Origin of the sequence: Bradyrhizobium sp. AT1, assembly GCF_001590795.1 — a bacterium.
Lineage (GTDB): Bacteria > Pseudomonadota > Alphaproteobacteria > Rhizobiales > Xanthobacteraceae > Bradyrhizobium.
Genome location: NZ_JXDL01000001.1, coordinates 1,359,717 through 1,375,130, shown reverse-complemented (window position 1 = coordinate 1,375,130; position 15,414 = coordinate 1,359,717). Strand labels below are relative to the sequence as shown.

Genomic DNA, 15,414 nt, shown 5'->3' with positions numbered 1-15,414 from the left:
ATGCAGAACGTGCTGCGCGCCGAGCAGGACGGCACCGTGAAGAAAGTCCACGCCAGCGCCGGTGCGACGCTCGCGGTGGACGCGCTGATTTTGGAGTTTGCGTAAGACAAACCTGCGCGTGGGCTCTCGTCGGTCCCACCAATGACGGAGTATGTTGCGGCAGCGTCGCAACATTTGAGAGGGCATCATGGCCTTTCGTTCCCGCCGCGAGAAACTGCGCTCCGTCCTGTCGGGCGCGGCCTGCGTCCATCCCGGCTCGGTCTACGACGCCATCTCGATCCGCATCGCCGAGGATCTCGGCTTTCCCATCGGCATGTTCGGCGGTTCGGTCGCCTCGCTCGCGGTGCTCGGCGATCCCGATATCGCGCTGATCACCCTCACCGAGCTTTGCGAGCAGATGCGGCGGATGTCGCGCGCCTCGGCGCTGCCCGTGCTGGTCGATGCCGATCACGGCTATGGCAATGCGCTCAATGTTCGCCGCACCGTGCAGGAGCTGGAGGCGGCCGGCGCTGCCGGCCTCACCATCGAGGACACGCTACTGCCGGCGGCGTTCGGCGAGGCGAAGACGCAGCTGATCTCGCTGGAGGAGGGCGTCGGCAAGATGAAGGCGGCGCTCGATGGCCGCAGCGATGCTTCGCTGGTGATCATGGGGCGAACGGGAGCCGCCTCGATCACCTCGATCGAGGACGCGATCCGCCGCGCCAAGGCTTATGAAGAGGCCGGTGTCGATGCGCTGTTCTTCACCGGCATCAAGTCGCGGGCCGAGCTCGAGGCGGTGAGCGCTGCGACGCGCCTGCCGATCGTGCTCGGCGGGGCGCCGGAAGACTTGAACGCGCTCGATTATCTCGCCGGTCAGCGCGTCCGGATCGCGCTGCAGGGCCACGCGCCGATCGCAGCCGCGACGCAGGCCGTCTACGAGACGCTGAAAGCGCTGCGCGAAGGCGCGCCGCCGAAAAGCCTCAAGGGGCTCGCATCCTCGGAGCTGACGGTCCGAGTCACGCGCGAGGCCGATGTCAGGGCGCGCAGCGCCGACGTCCTCGGATTGAAAAAAATGAGCCGGGCAATTCTCCAGGTCATGATCCGCGGGCGCGTGCAGGGCGTCGGCTATCGGGCCTGGGTCGAGCATCAGGCGACGGCGAGCGGCCTCGAAGGCTGGGTCCGCAACCGCCGCGACGGCGGCGTCGAAGCGCTGTTCGCGGGCGCGCCGAAGCACGTCGCCGACATGGTCGCGCTCTGCCGTCACGGCCCGCCATCTTCACGCGTCGACAGCGTGACGAGTGAGACGGCCGGTGCGGATGAACTAGACCTGCGCAGGGCAGGGGAAGCGTTTTCGGTGCTGCCGACGGTGTAGCTCACCTTGGCAGCTTGGCGATCGCCTCGCTGAGCTCGTGGATTTCGTACGGCTTGCGCAGGATCGGGAAATCGCCGCGCACGCCGGCGGCGACCTCGCTGTAGCCGGTGGCGAGCAGGATCGGCAGGCCGGGGCGGATCTGGCGGAGATGATGGGCGAGGGTGAGGCCGTCCATCTTGCCGGGCATGACGATGTCGGAGAACACGAAGTCGACGCCGTTGTTCTCGATCTCGCGCAGGGCAGCTTCTGCATCGGCGACCCGCCGCACATGGTAGCCGAGCTGCTCCAAAAGGCCGATGCTGACGATGGCGACGTCCGGATTGTCCTCCACCAGCAACACCGTGCCGCTGCCCTGGAACGCCGGCTCTCCCGTCGTGTCGGACGATGGCGCGTCTTCTCCGCGCGGCAGGAGGATGGTGAACGTCGTGCCCTTGCCGAGCTCGCTTGCGACCTTCACGGTGCCGCCGGCCTGGTGCGCGAAGCCGTGCACCTGAGACAGGCCGAGGCCTGTGCCCTTTCCGATCGGCTTGGTCGTGAAGAACGGCTCGAAGATCTTGTCGAGAACGTCGGAGGGAATGCCGAGGCCGGTATCGGTGACGTCGATCGCGACGAAATCGCCGGCGAGGGACGTCTCGTCCGTCACGACATTGCGCGCGCCGATCGTCACCGTGCCGCCGTCGGGCATCGCGTCGCGGGCATTGATGACGAGGTTGAGCAGCGCGGTCTCGAGTTCGGAGACGTCGGCCTTGATCGGCCAGACGTCGCGGTCGATGTCGAAAGCCAGGCGCACGGAGCTGCCGACGCCGGCATCCAGCACCTCGCGGATCGCCGTGATGCGTTCGGCGAAATCGATCGCCTGCGGATTGACGCTCTGCCGCCGCGCGAAGGTGAGGAGCTGGTTGGTCAGCGCTGCGCCGCGCTTGGTCGCGGTCTCGATGGCGGAGATCGCGCGCTGCAGCTTGGCCGGGTCGTCGGCTCCACGTTTCATCATGTGGAGGCTGCCGCTGATGATCATCAGCAGATTGTTGAAATCGTGGGCGACCCCGCCGGTGAGTTGCCCGAGCGCGTCGAACTTCTGGGACTCGGCGAGCTGCTTCTGCATCGCCTCGAGCTTGATCTGGGTATTGCGGCGTTCAGTGATGTCGCGCGTGATCTTGGCGAATCCGACCAGTTTGCCGTCCTCGTAGATCGGATCGATCACGACGCTGGCCCAGAAGAAGGTGCCGTCCTTGCGAACGCGCCAGCCTTCTTCCTCGTAGCGGCCCTTGTCCCGGGCGATGCCGAGCGCACGGGCCGGCTTGCCGTTGGCGCGGTCGGCCTCGGTGTAGAAGCGGGAGAAATGCTGTCCGAGGATTTCCTGGGGCGCATAACCCTTGATGCGCTCGCCGCCGATGTTCCAGCTGGTGATGACCCCGCCGGGATCGAGCATGTAGAGCGCGTAGTCCGCAACCCCCTCAACCAACAGCCGGAAACTGCGTTCGCTCTCGAACAAGTCTCTCTGTTGACTGAACTTTTCGACCATTCCCGAACCCCACCTCGACCGGAACAAACGCCGCAAACGGCGGATGGTTCCCTGAACTTGGGACATTTTTAGGCAGATCTGCCGCCTCGTATGCGGATGCGCCCCGCTTGACAGCGAAGCGGTATTGTCAGATATTTCTGTCATGACAGAAATAACGGGAAAGAAGAAACTCCCCGCCGCCGTCGAGCGCTTCATCCTGCATTGGGGCGACATGGGGGACGAGTGGGGCGTCAATCGCTCCGTCAGCCAGATCCACGGGCTGCTCTACCTCGCCGAAGCGCCGATGACGGCCGAGGACATCGCCGACACGCTCGGCATGGCGCGCTCCAACGTCTCCAACTCGCTCAAGGAGCTGCTCGCCTGGAACCTGATCCGGCGCGTGCCGATCCTGGGCGACCGCCGCGACCATTACGAGGCCGAGACCGACATCTGGGAGGTCGCGGCCAGAATAGCGGCGCGGCGCAAGGAGCGGGAGCTCGATCCGGCGATCGCGGCGCTGAGGGCCTGCGTGTCCGACGCCGCCGGTGATCCCACCATCAATCCGGTCGCGAGCAAGCGGCTGAAGGAGATGCTCGCCTTCACCGAGCTCGCCGACCACTGGTTCATGCAGATGCTGAAGGTACCGCGGCCGCGGCTGGTCGCCTTGATGCGGCTTGGCGAGAAGATCGTGAGCCTGCTGCCGCTGGGCAAAGCCAAATAGTATCGAGGAGGGTACGATGACGTCGGCACGATTATCAGGCTGCAACGCATCTCCCTCCACTCATACCAGGCTGCTCGACGACCGCCGCTTCCGCGCGCTGCTGTCGGACGAGGATTGGGGCCGTCTGCCGCTCGCGACCTGGCGGCGCTTTTCCAAACGCGTCGCCGACGGCGACAGCGTCGTCTATGTCGGCGTCGTCGACGAGATCTCTTTCAGCGATATCGGCTGGTGGTTCGCTCAGGCGGCACGGGTGATCGGCGGGCCGCTGCCGACCGGCCGTGACACCGGCGTGCCGATCATCGTGACCGTCACCGAGGATGACGCGACCGGCGGCCAGACCTGGACGCGCATCTGCGCGCGAAAGCGCGGCTTTCCGCAAGTGATCCATTCCGCCAAGCGTTTCGCCGGTCCGACCGGGCTCGAAGAATATGTCGGCTTCGGCGTCTCCATGGCGCTCCGGATCGCGGTCGAGGACCAGGCGCTGACCTTTCGCAGCGCGGGCTATGGCCTGCAGCTCGGACGGCTGTGGATCCCGTTGCCGCACTGGCTCACGCCGGGCGATCTCACGGTGACGCACCGCGACCTCGGCGAGGGCGCGTTCCGCTTCACCCTCGACGTCATTCATCCGCGCTACGGCGCGCTGATCCACCAGTCCGCCACCTTCAGGGAGGCCGTGTCATGACACAGCTGCTATGGACGCTCATCGCCATTCAGATCGTGATGGGCGTGTTCGACACTTTCTACCACCACGAATTCACCGAGCGCCTGGCCTGGCGGGTGTCACAGCGCTTCGAGCTGAAGCTGCACGGCATCCGCAACATGCTCTATGCGCTGCTGTTCCTGCTGCTCGGCTGGCTCGAGGTCTACGGCGTGCTGGCGCTGCTGGTCGTCGCCGTGCTGGTCGCCGAGATCGTCATCACGCTGATGGATTTCGTCGAGGAGGATCTGAGCCGGAAACTGCCGCCGAGCGAGCGCATCAATCACACACTGCTGGCGATCAACTACGGCGCCATCCTGGTGCTGCTGCTGCCGGTGCTGATCGACTGGACGATGCAGCCGTTCGGTGTGATGGTGGTCTATCAGGGCCTGCTCAGCATCGCCGCAACCGCTTGCGCGGCTGGCGCGGCACTGTGCGGCATCAGGGATTTCGCGGCGATGCGCCGGCTCGGCCGCATGCGCAGCGTGCCCGCTGCCGGACTGGTCGAGAAGCTGCCGGGCCGCAAGACCGTGCTGATCACAGGCGCCACCGGCTTCATCGGCAGCCGGCTCGCGGCGAGCCTGAGCGGAGCAGGGCACGATGTCATCGCGTTGATCCGCAATCCCGCCAAGGCCGAGATGCTGCCGCCGCCGGTCACGTTGATCACCAGCCTCGATCAGCTCGGTGCGGACACTGAGATCGATGCCATCGTCAATTTCGCGGGCGAGCCGATCGGCAACGGTCTTTGGACCGAGGCGAAGCGCGCCAAGATCATCAGCTCGCGCGTCGACATGACGGGCGAGGTGCGCAAGCTGATCGCTCGGCTCGACCGCAAGCCCGAGGTGCTCGTCAGCGGCTCCGCGATCGGCTGGTATGGATTGTGGGCGGATCAGGTGCTGACGGAATCGGCGAAATCGCACGCCTGCTTCAGCCATGAATTGTGCGCGGCCTGGGAGCAGGCGGCGCGGCCGGCGGAGGAGCTCGGCGTGCGCGTGGTCTGTTTGCGCATTGGCCTCGTGCTCGGCACCGAAGGCGGCTTCATCACGCGGATGCTGACGCCGTTCGAATTCGGCCTCGGCGGCCCGCTCGGCACCGGCCGGCAGTGGATGTCCTGGATCGAGCGCGACGATCTCATCCGGCTGATCGCCTATGTGATGGCGACGCCCGATCTCGCCGGCCCCGTCAACGCCACCGCACCGATCCCCGTCACCAACGCCAAGTTCACGGAAGAGCTCGGCCGCCGCCTGCACCGGCCCGCGCTGTTCCGTATTCCCGGCGGCCTTTTGCGCCGGATCGGCGGCGGTTTTGCCGACGAGCTCCTGCTCGGCGGCCAGCGCGTGCTGCCGAACAAGGCGCTGAGCCGCGGCTTTGTGTTTCGGCACGAGACGCTGCGCAGCGCATTCGAGGCGATTTTGTGAGACGTCAGGTGGCAGCGCTTCGAAACGTTGCCGCCACCGCGCGCAGCGCCGCCAGCTTCGCTGGGTCACTGACTTTCGAATGCAGCATCACCTTGGAGCTGCCGAGCTTCGGCAGCTTGTGTGCAGGCCCGATGTCGACCAGCCCGGGCGGCGCGATCCGTCGCGCCAGCGGAGCGATCGCGAGTCCCGCGAGCGCAGCGGCGACCACCGCCGTGACGCCACCACCGACGAAGCGCTCGCGCCAGGCGAGGCCGGCCTTGTCGAGTGCGCGCACGGCGATGGCGCGGACGCCGCAGGGCGGGGCGAGAGTCGCGAGCGGCAGCGCTTCGCCCTTCGGCCAGGACAAGCGTCGCGCCGCGAACCAGCCGAATTCATCCTCGGTCAGCGTCTCGCCGCCGCGGCGGCTGCCTTCCTGGCGGACGATCACCGCATCCAGCTCGCCGGCGTCGTAAGCATCCTGCATCTCGCGCGAGAAGCCGATGGTGACGGCGAGCGTGAGGTTCGCGGACATCGCGTGCAGCCGTTCGAGCAGCGGCACCAATTCGGGGCCCGCCGCGTGATCGGAGATGCCGAGCGAGAGCGACTGCGCAGCCGACGCATCGGTCGACAATGCACGGTCATGCGCTTGCATCAGCGCGCGGGCGCGATCGAGAAAGCTGGCGCCGTCGGCGGTGAGCCGGACCGCGCGGGGCGAGCGTTCGACGAGACGCTTTCCGAGTAGGGTTTCGAGTCGTTGCAGCTTGAGACTAACCGCCGCCTGCGTCGTGCCCAGCGCTTCGGCGGCACGGGTAAAGCTCTGGAGGTCGGCGACCAGAAGAAAGGCCTGGACGGTCGCGATGTCGAGGGTTGCTGTCATAATAACTGGTTATCACTGGTATCAACTGAGATAAGATACCAAAATGACGGTTGTGGGTCTAGTTTCTCACCAACGCCGCGCTGACCGGCGCCGCATCTTGAGGAGAACCACTATGCCCCTGATCACCGTGTCCTACACCACCTCCCGCCAGTCGGCCTCGCTGAAGGCCGACATCGCGAACGCCGTGTCCGAGCTCACCGCAAAAATCCTGCACAAGGATCCCAAGGTGACCGCCATCATCGTCAAGTCGGTGGATGCGGATGACTGGTTCGCCGGCGGCAAGTCGCTGGCCGAGCAGCAACTTGCCAGCTACTGGATCGACATCCATGTCAGCGAAGGCACCAACACCAAGGACGAGAAGGCGGCCTATCTCGCCGCGATGTTCAAGCGCATGGCCGAAATTCTCGGCCCGCTGCACCCCGAGACCTATCTGCATGTCGACGAGGTCAAGGGCGATGCCTACGGCTTTGGCGGCCTGACCCAGGAGCGCCGCTATATCGCCGGCAAGCTCGAGGTCGCGCTGAAGGCGGCGTGAGGCTTGAGGCCGCGGGCGAGGCATCTCACCCGCGGCCTTATCGTCAGCTCGCGGCGCGGAACTGAACTTCGGAATTGTTCAGGAAGCACAGCTTGTCGAACAGCGTCAGGTCCAGCGGGTTCGGCAAGCGGACATCGCCGAGGTCGGGGCAGGGCTTCACCGCAGCGTCGTAGGATCGATCGATCTGCGAGATGAAGACGACGATCAGCCCCTGATCGCGCGCGAACGATTTCAGCGCGCGAACCTGGACGGAGACGTCAGGGTTTTCCCGGCGTTGGTCGAGCAGCTGCAGATAGTCGATCACGACGAACGTGCCGCGGGGCGCTGTGGCCATCTGCTTGACGACATAGTCGGCGCTGATGGCGTCGGAGCAATCGACCTCGAACAGGTCGTCGAATTGCGCCGGCTCCACGCCGATGGCGCGCAGGCGATCCAGAACGTCTTTCTGGGTATATTCGAGCGAGAAGAACGCGGCACGACGGCCCGATCTCATGGCTTCCACCGCAAGCTCGAGGCTCATCAGCGTCTTGCCCTGACCGGGCCTCGCGCCGACCAGCACGAGGTCGCCGGGTTGAAATTGCGGAAACAGCCTGCTTGCGGGCGTCAGCGCGGCGGCTTTCGCGGCGAGCATGCTCCAGGCGGAAAACCCTTCCGTCGTGGCGATGCGATCGAGCGCATCGTGCAGCGGAATGCCTTGGTCACGGGACAGGCGCTTCGCGCGTCGCTTCAGATGATAGATCGGCGCAGAGAGTCTCATCGTCAAAACCTCCCATTGCGAGCTGAAACGCAATCCCTCCTTATGCCCAGCGCTCGAACAGTCGGTCCGATGATCTCATCGCCCTGCATGAGGTCTGCTTTCCCGGCGGAGGGGGGAGGCGTGGGCGGCGCCGGAATCGAGGATAGCCGATTCCGTGAAGAATGCGGAAGTGTCAGGCGGTCGCTTCCGGCAGCAGTGCGCGCGTCGGACCGAACAGCTCCTCGAACGCCTCCCGAAGCGCGATGTCGACATCGGCCAGGGTCACAAGCTGGCCGAGATCGACCAGCGAGGTGACGCCGTAGCGGGGATCGACGACGCCGCAGGGCACGATGCCGCCGAAATGCGACAGCTCCGGCTCGACATTGATCGCGATGCCGTGGAACGAGACCCAGCGCTTCAGCCGCACGCCGATCGCCGCGATCTTGTCCTCGTGCTCGGGCCCCTTGTCGGGCCGGCTGACCCAGACGCCGACCCGGTCCTCGCGCCGTTCGCCGCGGATGTTGAAGGCGGCAAGCGTGCGCAGGATCAGCTCCTCGAGGCTCGCGACATAGGCCCGCACGTCCGGCCGGCGGCGCTTGAGGTCGAGCATGATGTAGGCCACGCGCTGGCCGGGGCCGTGATAGGTGAGCTGGCCGCCCCGCCCGGTGGCAAAGATCGGGAATCGGGGATCGCGCAGGTCGGTTTCCTTGCCCGAGGTGCCGGAGGTGTAGAGCGGGGGGTGTTCGAGCAGCCAGACCAGCTCGGGGGCCTCGCCCGCGGCGATCGCGGCGACCCGGGCTTCCATGGCAGCGACCGCCTCCGGATAGGGCACCAGCGTATCCGAGATTCGCCACTCGACGGGCGCGCCGCCGGCTGAAAACGGCGTCAAATCGAGTTGCTGGCGGGGGTTTTGAGGCGAATTAACCATTGGCTAACCATAACGTGGTGATCATCTCGGGAGCAAATGCCAGTCCTCAGTTGCGGCGGTCCTGACAGTGCCCACCCTCGATAAAGTCACCGTGGATCTCATGGTCGTCCTCGGGACGACCACCATGCCGATCCATCAAGTATTACGTCTTTCCCGCGGCGCCATCATCGAGCTGGACGCAACCGAGGCCGACGAGGTCAAGGTTTTGGCCAACAATCTACCGGTCGCCTCCGGCGTCGTACTGGTCGATCGCAACCGGATCGCGGTCGAGGTCAAGCAGATGCTACCGCGCTCACCGGGCACGCGGTAGAGGCCTGGGCGTCCGGCTCAATGCCGATTCGGGGCGGGGCGCCCGAATTTTCCTGCACAGCTTGTGGAATTCAGGGCCTTTGCAGGCTTGTACCCCTTTGATGGATTTGTTAGATCGGCGCCGTTGATCCGGCTGGCCTTCAAGCCTCAAGCCGGCATCCCCAAAGCGCTCGTGGCGGAACTGGTAGACGCGCTGCCTTGAGGTGGCAGTGAGTAAAATCGTGGGGGTTCGAGTCCCTCCGAGCGCACCAAATCCTCGTTTGTCACTGAAATAGCTAAGCTTTTTCAAAGGCCCACCGGGCACGGCACGACCTCGTGCCGCGCTGCTTTCGTCGGCCGCCCATCCCCGACGTCAGCTCATGCCGGCCTCGATTCGGCGGGGCCGTGGCATATCCGGGCTCGGTCTGCTCGATCACCGGCTGCATGAATGCGGAACGATGGCCGTCGGGATCGCATTTGCAGGTAAGCCGCCGCGGATGTGTCGCGGCATGCGTTCGCCGGTGGAGGACAATGAGAAACAGCGCGTCGGACGTTGCCGACATCACGGACGCCGTTCACCTCTGCGTCGACATGCAGAACATCTTCGCGCCCGGTGGTCTGTGGGCGACGCCGTGGATGGATCGCGTCCTGCCGACGATCGTCTCGATCGTTTCGCACCACCAGGCCAGAACGATCTTCACGCGCTTCATCACGCCGCAGGATCCGGAAGATCGTGGCGGCCAGTGGCAGAATTATTTTCGCCGCTGGCATCAGGCCACCCGCAAGAACCTCCCACCGGCTGCCCTCGAACTTGTGCCGACGCTGAACAAGTTCGTTCCGCCGGCTGCCATCATCGACAAGCCGGCCTATTCCGCGTTCAGCAATCCCGCCCTGGCGAGCCTGCTGGTCGAGAAGCATGTCGGGACGGTCGTGATATCAGGCGCGGAGACCGACGTCTGCGTATTGTCGACGGTCCTGAGTGCCGTCGATCTCGGCTTCCGGGTCGTTATCGTCGAGGACGCACTATGCTCATCGTCCGACGTCGGGCATGACGCGCTCATGACGATGTACCGAACCCGCTTTCACGGCCAGGTCGATCTGGTCACCGCAGAGGAGCTGAGCGAATTCTGGCGGGAGTAGGGGTCATCGGCTCAATTGACGTTGTCGCCGAACATGTTGCGGAAGGCGGTAGCGACGGCCGCAGTGCCGTCCAGGCCGCGCATCAGCGCGATCTCGCCCTGCTGCTCGTGGCGAATGGCATGCGCCATGATGCGCAGGCGCAGATCGCCGCCGCCTTCGTTACGGGACTCGACGCGCATCACCTTGCTTGACCTCGTTATGTCCGGCGTGCGCGATCTGCCTAGCCGCAGACCGGACGCTCTCGATGCCCTTGGGGAAACCGCTGCGGTTCGGATAGAGCTTGCGCCGTGCATCACGCGGCGGCCGGCGCGGCTTGGTGTCCTGCGCGGCACGGTAGTCGAGCATGGCGATGCCCCCGACCATCAGCAGCGCCAGTGCGATGTTGCCCTTCTTGGGATTGTCGGCCGTCAGCCCGGACAGCAGCGCGGCGGCATCGAGGCCGTCGCCGCCGACGCGGGCCCACAGGCCGGCGTTCTTCTCGACCGAGAGCGTCATGATTCCGGCCATGATCTCGCGGATGCCGAAGGACCGCACCAGCGTCTCATGGCCTTCCATGCCCAAAGTTTCCGTGACGCGCCGCGGCGCGAACAATTCGACGACCCCGAGGCCGATGCTGAACCAGCCGAGCGCACGCGCCAGCTGATCCACCGGTTGCTTGAGGCTCGGGCCGCCTTCCACGATCTTGGGATCACCCTTGGTGCGCACGATGTTGGAGAAATGAAACATGGGCTTGCTCCTCAGGGCTTCAGCACGACCTTGACGCAGGAATCCCGCTTGTCGCGAAACACCTGGTACATCTCCGGTCCTTGTTCGAGGGGGACAGTGTGGGTGATGACGAAGGATGGATCGATCTCGCCGTCCTCGATGCGGCGGAGCAGATCGTCGGTCCAGCGGTTGACGTGGGTCTGGCCGGTCCGCATCGTCAGGCCCTTGTTCATGAAGGCGCCCATCGGCAGCATGTCGGACAAGCCGCTGTAGACGCCCGGCACCGAGATGATGCCGCCGGGGCGGCAGACATAAATCATCTCGCGCAGCACATGGGGCCGGTCGCTCTCCGCCATCACCATCTGCTTGGCGCGGTCGAGCAGGGTATCGGGCAGCGAGGCCATGACATGCGATTCCATGCCGACGCAATCGATGCACTTCTCCGGACCCTTGCCGTCGGTCAGCTCCTGCAGCCGCTCCAGCACGCTCTCGGTCTCGAAATTGATCGTGGTGGCGCCGCCGGCTTCGGCCATGCTGAGGCGTTCGGGAAGGCAGTCGATCGCGATCACCTGGTTGGCGCCGAGCAGGATGGCGCTGCGGATCGCCATCTGGCCCACGGGACCGCAGCCCCAGATCGCGACCGTATCGGTCGGCTCGATGTCGCATTGCGCGGCGGCCTGCCAGCCGGTCGGGAAGATATCGCTGAGGAACAGCAATTGCTCGTCGGGGATCCCCGCGGGCACCTTGATGTGGGTGGCGTCGGCATAGGGCACGCGCAGATATTCCGCCTGGCCGCCGGGATAGCCGCCGGTCAAATGCGTGTAGCCGAACAGGCCGGCAGTGGCATGCCCGAACACCTTGTCGGCGAGATGGCGCTTGCGGTTGGTGGTTTCGCACACCGAGAAATTGCCGCGCTTGCACTGCTCGCATTCGCCGCAGATGATGGTGAAGGGCACGACGATGCGGTCGCCCTTCTTCAGCTTGCCGTCGACGCCGGAGCCGACCTCAACCACTTCGCCCATGGTCTCGTGGCCCATGATGTCGCCGGGCAGCATGCCGGGAATGAAATTGTGGAACAGGTGCAGGTCGGAGCCGCAGATGGCGCAGCTCGTGACCTTGATGATGGCATCGCGCGGGTCCTGGATCTCAGGGTCGGTGACGGTGTCGCAGCGAATGTCCTCCTTGCCGTGCCAAACCAGCGCCTTCATCTGTCGTCCTCTCGGCTGAAACCAGTTGGCACTTAAGTCCAGAAATGAACGATGGTTGCTAAGCGGCGTGCATTTCTTCGCAGCGCACCTGATAGGAACGAGATGGCGGCGGAGTGATTGGGCGTCATCATCTCATCGCAAGGATATGTGCCATGCCCGCCAATCAACTTGCCGTCGTCACCGGCGCCTCCACCGGCATCGGCCTCGAGCTCGCCAGGTGCTGTGCCCAGGACGGTTTCAACCTCGTTATCGCCGCCGATGAACCCCAGATCGAGCGGGTTGCGGTCGATCTGCGCCGGCTCGGCGGCAGCGTGGAGCCGGTCCAGGCCGACCTGTCCACCACCGAGGGCGTCGACAAGCTCTGCGCCGCAGTCGGCGACCGGCCGATCGACGCGCTGCTCGCCAATGCCGGTGTTGGCCTTGGCAAAGCTTTCCTCGATCAGGATTTCGCCAAGGTTAGACATTTGATCGACACCAACATCACGGGAACGCTTCATCTGATCCACCGCGTCGGCAACGAAATGCTTCGGTGCAATGCCGGCCGTATCCTGATCACCGGCTCGATCGCCGGCTTTACGCCTGGCAGCTTCCAGGCGGCCTACAATGCCAGCAAGGCGTTCCTGGACTCGTTCTCGTTCGCGCTGCGCGAGGAGCTGCGCGACAGCGAGGTCACCGTGACCTGCCTGATGCCGGGCGCCACCGACACCGAGTTCTTCCGCCGCGCCGGCATGATGGACACCAAGGTCGGCACCGAGAAGAAGGACGGCGCTTACGACGTCGCCAAGGCCGGTTTCGACGCCATGCTGCGCGGGGAGGCCGATATCGTCACCGGGCTGAAGAACAAGATCCAGACCACGGTTGCCAATGTCACGCCGAACGAGATGCTGGCCAGGCAGCATCGCAAGATGGCTGAACCGGGCACTGCGAAGTCGTGAGCTGACGTCGCCGCAATCTGCGAAGAGCAATTTCGACATCCGGCAAAGGAGGAGGCGGATTCACATAGACTAATGCGGGCCGGTTCCGAAACGGTCACATTTGCGGGCTGGAAAGGGGGCTGCGATGGCGATGGACCGCATCGAGCAAGCCTTTGTCGTGACCGCCATCACGGGGTTTCTCGTGATGATGCTGGCATTTGCCTGGATGATGATGAGCTGACGCGCGGAGGCTTGGTCGCTTGCGCGTCGCGCTACCTTACGCCGCGGTTGTCCTGTGCCTGGCCGTCACCGCCTGGCTCGCATTCGCGCATCTCTTCTGATTGAGGAAGAGCCTGCGCGGAATCGTGCGGTCGGCCGCCGACCAGGCTCGCGAGGTTTTGCGCCATGGCCACGATGTCGATCGGCTTCTCCCAGAGCGGCACGTCCTGGAATTCCGTCCCGATGCTGATCCTGTCGTAACCCGTGGTGAACACGAACGGCACGTGGCGCGCCCTGAGCTCGCGAGCGATCGGAAAGATCGGCTCGGCGCGGATGTTCACGTCGAGCACCGCGGCATCGAGGACGCCGCCATCCTGCAGCATCTCAACCGCATCCTCGATGTGGCCGACGGGACCGGCGATCTCCGCGCCGAGCGTGCGCAGCGCGTTGCCGATGTCATCGGCGAGAAAATATTCGTCCTCGACCACGAGGATGCGGCGCCCCGTCAACGGCGCTTGTTGACGGGACGGCGTGGGCGATATCGACATGGTCCCTCCAGCGCTCCCTCGTTACCATCAGTCACCGCTGGGAACACAAAGCCGGAGAGCGCCGCAGTACAACGATGCGACCGAAGGCGGGTTCCATGAGCCACCACGATATCATCGTCATCGGGGGCGGCCGGCGCCGCCCAGCCAAAGCGCGAAACAGGTTCGGGACGTTTTGCTCTTTGATCTGTTGGGATAATGTCGGTTTTCGCGATTTCCAAACGCCGGGCGCTCGTTCGCCCCGGTCTGTGAATGAAAGCTGCCAAGGCCATGAATGAAGTCGGCGACCAGCCGGTCGGTGGAGAGCGTCAGACAAGAGCCGCGCTGATCATCGGCGTGGGCGCATCGCCGGGATCGCTGGACAGCATCGCGCGCCTTTTCGCCAGGCTGACCGTCGGCGCCGATCAGGCCATCGTGCTGGCGCTTCAGCATCACCAGGCCTTCGACGGGCCGCGGCTGCGCGAGGCCGTGCGAAATTCCAATGGTAAAGTCGTCGGGATCGCCGATGGCCATGCGGTCGAGGGCGGCACGATCTATCTGTGCCCGCCGGCGATGATCACTACGATCCGGGACGGTCGGTTCGTGGTGCGGAAGGCCGGGCAGGCGCCGGACGAGCGCGCCACCATCGACGGCTTCCTGGTGTCGCTTGCGGAGGAAAGCGCCGAGCATTCGATTGGCGTCCTCCTTGCCGGTACCGGCGATGACGGCATGCTCGGCACTGCGACGCTGAAGGAGCACGGCGGGCTCGCCATTGCCGAAAGGATCGCGAGCCCGGAGCAAGCCGCGCATCTGGCTGGCGGCAACACGCCAGCTTCCGTCGCCGACTACGTGCTGCCGCCGGAGGAGATCCCCGCGTACATCCAGGTCTATGCCCGTCACCTACGGCGGCTGGAGGAGAAATCCTCCAACGAGAGATATCAGTCGCTCAACAATGAGCTTCGGTCGGTCAACGAGCAGCTCGCGACCTCGCGCGCGGAGTTGCAGTCGGTCAACGAGGAATTGACGAGCGTCAGCGGTGAGCTCGCGCGCCGCGTTCAGCAATTGACGCGCGCCAGCAGCGACATCAAGAATCTCCTCGAGAGCACGCAGATCGCCACCCTGTTTCTCGACACCGATCTGTGCGTGATGAACTTCACGCCGGCGATCACGCAGATCCTGCATCTGGTCGAGACCGATACGGGGCGGCCGATCGCCCACATCAAGGCCCGTATCCCCATCGAGGAGCTCTATGACGACATCCGCCGCGTGTTGCGCACGCTCGCCAGCGTGGAGCGCGAGCTGAGCGCGCCGGACAGCGGCACGCGCTACATCGTGCGCATTCTACCTTATCGCAACATCGACGATGTCATCGCCGGGGTCGTGATCACCTTCGTCGACGTCACCGCGATCACCCGCGCCGAGGCGCGCCAGCGCCTGCTGCAGGCCGAGCTGCAGCATCGTGTCCGCAACACGCTCGGCGTCGTGCGCTCGATCGCCCGCCGCTCGGCGGAGACGAGCTCGACGGTGGAGGATTACGCCTCGCATCACGACGGGCGGCTCAATGCATTCGCCCGCACCCAGGCGATGGTGACCCGGGATCCCGAGGGCGGCATCGACCTCGAATATCTCGTGGTCGAGGAGCTTCTGGCCTACAATGCCCGCGAGGGCGAGCA

At 65.1% G+C, this 15,414-nt stretch carries 18 protein-coding genes, 1 tRNA gene and 1 pseudogene; 12 read left to right on the top strand and 8 right to left on the bottom strand.

Features of this window, described 5'->3' with window-relative positions; all coding sequences use genetic code 11:
• The 3 genes and pseudogenes from SE92_RS37525 to SE92_RS35660 form a co-directional block, all read left to right on the top strand.
• Window positions 1–105: biotin/lipoyl-containing protein (locus tag SE92_RS37525; protein WP_502686793.1), on the top strand; the 105-nt coding region annotated here is incomplete at its 5' end.
• 82 nt (window positions 106–187) lie between these two features.
• Window positions 188–1,045, top strand: a pseudogene (locus SE92_RS06530) (isocitrate lyase/PEP mutase family protein); the annotation flags it as partial.
• A 6-nt stretch (window positions 1,046–1,051) separates the two neighbouring features.
• A complete protein-coding gene (locus tag SE92_RS35660; RefSeq protein ID WP_157095846.1) occupies window positions 1,052–1,351 on the top strand; it encodes an acylphosphatase in 300 nt (99 codons plus the stop codon).
• A 1-nt stretch (window position 1,352) separates the two neighbouring features.
• On the opposite strand, the gene SE92_RS06525 is transcribed toward SE92_RS35660, so the two are convergent.
• Window positions 1,353–2,873, bottom strand: a complete 1,521-nt coding sequence (locus SE92_RS06525) for a PAS domain-containing hybrid sensor histidine kinase/response regulator family protein (RefSeq protein ID WP_063194991.1) — start codon at window positions 2,871–2,873, stop codon at window positions 1,353–1,355.
• Window positions 2,874–3,015: 142 nt separating this feature from the next.
• Here SE92_RS06525 and SE92_RS06520 point away from each other — a divergent pair, with 142 nt between their 5' ends.
• The 3 genes from SE92_RS06520 to SE92_RS06510 are packed head-to-tail and all read left to right on the top strand — an operon-like array spanning window position 3,016 to window position 5,688.
• Window positions 3,016–3,573, top strand: coding sequence for a GbsR/MarR family transcriptional regulator (locus tag SE92_RS06520; protein ID WP_063194990.1), 558 nt, complete (start codon window positions 3,016–3,018; stop codon window positions 3,571–3,573).
• Between the two features lie 16 nt (window positions 3,574–3,589).
• A complete protein-coding gene (locus SE92_RS06515) occupies window positions 3,590–4,255 on the top strand; it encodes a DUF4166 domain-containing protein (RefSeq protein ID WP_063194989.1) in 666 nt (221 codons plus the stop codon).
• A complete protein-coding gene (locus SE92_RS06510) occupies window positions 4,252–5,688 on the top strand; it encodes a TIGR01777 family oxidoreductase (RefSeq protein ID WP_063194988.1) in 1,437 nt (478 codons plus the stop codon). Before SE92_RS06515 ends, SE92_RS06510 begins: the two co-directional genes overlap by 4 nt.
• A gap of 4 nt (window positions 5,689–5,692) precedes the next feature.
• Here the strand turns inward: SE92_RS06510 and SE92_RS06505 are convergent, their stop codons facing one another.
• A complete protein-coding gene (locus SE92_RS06505; RefSeq protein ID WP_063194987.1) occupies window positions 5,693–6,544 on the bottom strand; it encodes a LysR family transcriptional regulator in 852 nt (283 codons plus the stop codon).
• 112 nt (window positions 6,545–6,656) lie between these two features.
• Between SE92_RS06505 and SE92_RS06500 the strand changes: the two genes are divergently transcribed.
• Window positions 6,657–7,079 (top strand): tautomerase family protein, encoded by a 423-nt coding sequence (locus SE92_RS06500; RefSeq protein WP_063194986.1) that lies wholly within the window; start codon window positions 6,657–6,659, stop codon window positions 7,077–7,079.
• A gap of 43 nt (window positions 7,080–7,122) precedes the next feature.
• Here SE92_RS06500 and SE92_RS06495 read toward each other — a convergent pair whose 3' ends face one another.
• Window positions 7,123–7,836, bottom strand: coding sequence for a DNA helicase (locus SE92_RS06495; RefSeq protein WP_063194985.1), 714 nt, complete (start codon window positions 7,834–7,836; stop codon window positions 7,123–7,125).
• A gap of 172 nt (window positions 7,837–8,008) precedes the next feature.
• A complete protein-coding gene (lipB, locus tag SE92_RS06490) occupies window positions 8,009–8,743 on the bottom strand; it encodes a lipoyl(octanoyl) transferase LipB (RefSeq protein WP_063194984.1) in 735 nt (244 codons plus the stop codon).
• A 67-nt stretch (window positions 8,744–8,810) separates the two neighbouring features.
• On the opposite strand from lipB, the gene SE92_RS06485 reads away from it, so the two are divergent.
• The 3 genes from SE92_RS06485 to SE92_RS06475 all read left to right on the top strand — a co-directional run bounded on the left by SE92_RS06485 (window position 8,811) and on the right by SE92_RS06475 (window position 10,171).
• Window positions 8,811–9,053, top strand: a complete 243-nt coding sequence (locus SE92_RS06485; RefSeq protein ID WP_018647371.1) for a FliM/FliN family flagellar motor switch protein — start codon at window positions 8,811–8,813, stop codon at window positions 9,051–9,053.
• Between the two features lie 165 nt (window positions 9,054–9,218).
• A tRNA-Leu gene (locus tag SE92_RS06480) sits at window positions 9,219–9,303 on the top strand.
• 259 nt (window positions 9,304–9,562) lie between these two features.
• Entirely contained in the window at window positions 9,563–10,171 is a 609-nt protein-coding gene (locus SE92_RS06475; RefSeq protein ID WP_063194983.1) for a cysteine hydrolase family protein, read from the top strand.
• An 11-nt stretch (window positions 10,172–10,182) separates the two neighbouring features.
• On the opposite strand, the gene SE92_RS35655 is transcribed toward SE92_RS06475, so the two are convergent.
• The 3 genes from SE92_RS35655 to SE92_RS06465 are packed head-to-tail and all read right to left on the bottom strand — an operon-like array spanning window position 10,183 to window position 12,084.
• Window positions 10,183–10,350: a hypothetical protein gene (locus tag SE92_RS35655; protein WP_502686752.1), complete on the bottom strand. Its 168-nt coding sequence runs from the start codon at window positions 10,348–10,350 to the stop codon at window positions 10,183–10,185.
• Complete coding sequence (locus SE92_RS06470) at window positions 10,331–10,897, bottom strand: hypothetical protein (RefSeq protein ID WP_063194982.1); 567 nt, start codon at window positions 10,895–10,897, stop codon at window positions 10,331–10,333. The genes SE92_RS35655 and SE92_RS06470 overlap by 20 nt, the downstream gene beginning before the upstream one ends.
• A gap of 11 nt (window positions 10,898–10,908) precedes the next feature.
• Window positions 10,909–12,084, bottom strand: coding sequence for a zinc-dependent alcohol dehydrogenase (locus tag SE92_RS06465; protein WP_063194981.1), 1,176 nt, complete (start codon window positions 12,082–12,084; stop codon window positions 10,909–10,911).
• A gap of 152 nt (window positions 12,085–12,236) precedes the next feature.
• Between SE92_RS06465 and SE92_RS06460 the strand changes: the two genes are divergently transcribed.
• Window positions 12,237–13,019, top strand: coding sequence for an SDR family NAD(P)-dependent oxidoreductase (locus SE92_RS06460; RefSeq protein ID WP_063194980.1), 783 nt, complete (start codon window positions 12,237–12,239; stop codon window positions 13,017–13,019).
• A 251-nt stretch (window positions 13,020–13,270) separates the two neighbouring features.
• On the opposite strand, the gene SE92_RS06455 is transcribed toward SE92_RS06460, so the two are convergent.
• The gene (locus SE92_RS06455) at window positions 13,271–13,765 is read right to left on the bottom strand and encodes a response regulator (RefSeq protein ID WP_245324472.1); all 495 of its coding nucleotides are present in this window, start codon (window positions 13,763–13,765) and stop codon (window positions 13,271–13,273) included.
• Window positions 13,766–14,014: 249 nt separating this feature from the next.
• Here SE92_RS06455 and SE92_RS06450 point away from each other — a divergent pair.
• On the top strand, window positions 14,015–15,414 hold a 1,400-nt coding region (locus tag SE92_RS06450), incomplete at its 3' end, for a PAS domain-containing protein (RefSeq protein ID WP_502686751.1).

Excerpts from the sequence above, each read along its gene's own strand:
- SE92_RS35660 (WP_157095846.1), top strand. The coding sequence starts at position 1,052 with ATGAGCCGGGCAATTCTCCAGGTCATGATCCGCGGGCGCGTGCAGGGC.
- SE92_RS06525 (WP_063194991.1), bottom strand. The coding sequence starts at position 2,873 with ATGGTCGAAAAGTTCAGTCAACAGAGAGACTTGTTCGAGAGCGAACGC.
- SE92_RS06520 (WP_063194990.1), top strand. The coding sequence starts at position 3,016 with ATGACAGAAATAACGGGAAAGAAGAAACTCCCCGCCGCCGTCGAGCGC.
- SE92_RS06515 (WP_063194989.1), top strand. The coding sequence starts at position 3,590 with ATGACGTCGGCACGATTATCAGGCTGCAACGCATCTCCCTCCACTCAT.
- SE92_RS06510 (WP_063194988.1), top strand. The coding sequence starts at position 4,252 with ATGACACAGCTGCTATGGACGCTCATCGCCATTCAGATCGTGATGGGC.
- SE92_RS06505 (WP_063194987.1), bottom strand. The coding sequence starts at position 6,544 with ATGACAGCAACCCTCGACATCGCGACCGTCCAGGCCTTTCTTCTGGTC.
- SE92_RS06500 (WP_063194986.1), top strand. The coding sequence starts at position 6,657 with ATGCCCCTGATCACCGTGTCCTACACCACCTCCCGCCAGTCGGCCTCG.
- SE92_RS06495 (WP_063194985.1), bottom strand. The coding sequence starts at position 7,836 with ATGAGACTCTCTGCGCCGATCTATCATCTGAAGCGACGCGCGAAGCGC.
- lipB (WP_063194984.1), bottom strand. The coding sequence starts at position 8,743 with ATGGTTAATTCGCCTCAAAACCCCCGCCAGCAACTCGATTTGACGCCG.
- SE92_RS06475 (WP_063194983.1), top strand. The coding sequence starts at position 9,563 with ATGAGAAACAGCGCGTCGGACGTTGCCGACATCACGGACGCCGTTCAC.
- SE92_RS35655 (WP_502686752.1), bottom strand. The coding sequence starts at position 10,350 with ATGCGCGTCGAGTCCCGTAACGAAGGCGGCGGCGATCTGCGCCTGCGC.
- SE92_RS06470 (WP_063194982.1), bottom strand. The coding sequence starts at position 10,897 with ATGTTTCATTTCTCCAACATCGTGCGCACCAAGGGTGATCCCAAGATC.
- SE92_RS06465 (WP_063194981.1), bottom strand. The coding sequence starts at position 12,084 with ATGAAGGCGCTGGTTTGGCACGGCAAGGAGGACATTCGCTGCGACACC.
- SE92_RS06460 (WP_063194980.1), top strand. The coding sequence starts at position 12,237 with ATGCCCGCCAATCAACTTGCCGTCGTCACCGGCGCCTCCACCGGCATC.
- SE92_RS06455 (WP_245324472.1), bottom strand. The coding sequence starts at position 13,765 with ATGTCGATATCGCCCACGCCGTCCCGTCAACAAGCGCCGTTGACGGGG.